The sequence below is a fragment of the Psychromarinibacter sediminicola genome (assembly GCF_029168335.1).
Classification (GTDB): Bacteria; Pseudomonadota; Alphaproteobacteria; order Rhodobacterales; family Rhodobacteraceae; genus Psychromarinibacter; species Psychromarinibacter sediminicola.
In genome coordinates, this window is sequence record NZ_JARGYC010000179.1 from 1 (window position 1) to 1892 (window position 1892).

The window sequence follows — 1892 nt, forward strand, 5'->3', positions numbered from 1 at the left end:
TTGGCGCGCGCGGCCTCCTCCCTGTGCAACCCATACTGGCGCTCAACAATGTCGGCGATCTCGGCCTCTCGGCCCGGCAGGTTCACGTCGGCTTCTGTCGTGATGGCGAAGCTGTGGAAGGTATACTCGCGCACCACCGTCAGGTTGCGTACCGGTGAACCGAACAAGACACTATTTGGCACCACCGCCGTTCGACCGGTGTAATGGAAAGAGTTCGGCTGGAACTCCTGCAGCGTCGTGGCGAGCAGCGTATGATCCACAACCTCGCCCCGCACGCCTGCGACCTCGATCCAGTCGCCCACCGAGAAAGCCCGTGTGGAGGCCCTCATAAGCGAGCCTGAGAGGCAAAGAATCATCTCCTTTGTCGCCACGACAATTGCGACGGCCACGGCTGCGAGCGACAAGGCGAAGGTCCGAAGCTGCGGTGCCCAGATCAGGACAAGGCCGAGTAAGACAAGGATCAGGAAGGCGGTGCGGGTGGTGGCGATCCAGCGGCGCAGCACATGCGGTGGCAGATCGCTACGCAGCCTTATGAGCTTCACGATGACTGCCCGCGTGACCCAGAGGACGAGAACGAGGAGGAGCGAGGCGACGACATCGGGCGAGGCCGCATCAAGCGCGGATGAAAGGCTCCAATTGCGCGGGTCGAATGTCATTCACGAGGTCTCAAGGCCAGATAAGGTAGACGTAGGCTCCGTACCCTATGATAAGTGCAAGGCCCTCGAGGCGAGAGATCCGGAGGCTCGTCCATGCGACGAGCAGCAAGACAGCCGAGACGCCCAACATCACTAGGTTGTCGAAGGTGACGATCTCGGCCGGTACGCCACCCGGCGCGATCAGCGCGGTGAAACCGCCGATTCCCAGCACGTTGTAGATGTTGGAACCGACGATGTTGCCGAAGGCCACGTCGCCTTGCTTTCGGATCCCGGCCACAACCGAGGTCACGAGTTCCGGCATCGAGGTGCCGACGGCCACGATGGTCAGCCCGATCACCGTCTCAGAAATGCCGAAACCGCGGGCAAGCGAGACGGCGCCCTCGACAAGGAAGCGCCCGCCGAGGACGACAAGGAAGAGACCGCCGAGCGCGATCAGGAGCGAGACAAGGAGGGGCGAAGCGTCCTTCCGCGCTGGAGCGAGCCCGGGATCGGCCTCCTGAAGCGCGAGGCTCTTGTCGTAGACCGCGCCGTAGCTGCTCGCGGCGACGCGCTCCTGCCGGAAGGCGAGCCAAACGTAGAGGCCCAGACTGGCGACGAAGGCCGCTCCAACGACACGTCCGAGGGGCATCAGGGCCGCGATGATGGCGAAGGCCACGGCTGCGGCGACCATCACCGCACCGTCCCGCTTCAGCGCCTGCGACGCGACGGTGATGGGCGCGAGGAGTGCTGCGATTCCCAGGATGAGGAGGACATTGGCGATGTTGGAGCCCACGATGTTGCCATAGGCGATCCCCGGAGCTTCTGAGAGCGCGGCCTGTACGGACGTCACGAGTTCGGGCGTGGATGTGCCAAACCCGACGAGCGTGAGCCCAATTACCAGCGGCGAGACGCCAAGCCGGGTCGCCACGTTCACCGCGCCCCGGACAAGAAACTCGCCACCCGAAATGAGAAGAACGAGCCCCCCGAACAGGGGCAACCATACGTCAGTCATATCAATCGGTCCCGCGATTGCGGCCGTTGGGCTCGACATGAGCCGCCCTCGGTCCTCGCTGCTTTGATAGTGAAAAGAACTCGTCGGACTGTCGCCGAGTTCCGGCAAGCGGCGGGCCGCCGGACCGCGTTCCGTTTCCTTACTGGATCTCTGTGCGAAAACGGAGTGCGGATACGTGCTGCAACCCGCGAACGATAGGCAAGCGGACCTTAGGCCAGATTGCGGCGAAGGTCCGCTCTCCGCCC

General features: G+C 63.6%; 2 protein-coding genes. Both read right to left on the minus strand.

Going from position 1 to position 1892, the window contains the following annotated elements:
- On the minus strand, window positions 1–656 hold a 656-nt coding region (locus P1J78_RS24750; RefSeq protein ID WP_275570039.1), incomplete at its 3' end, for a mechanosensitive ion channel domain-containing protein.
- Window positions 657–666: 10 nt separating this feature from the next.
- Window positions 667–1647, minus strand: a complete 981-nt coding sequence (locus P1J78_RS24755; protein ID WP_275570040.1) for a calcium/sodium antiporter — start codon at window positions 1645–1647, stop codon at window positions 667–669.
- Window positions 1648–1892 lie beyond the last annotated feature (245 nt).

What these genes read in the sequence shown, in the direction of transcription:
- P1J78_RS24755 (WP_275570040.1), bottom strand. Translation starts at nt 1,647, where the DNA reads ATGACTGACGTATGGTTGCCCCTGTTCGGGGGGCTCGTTCTTCTCATT.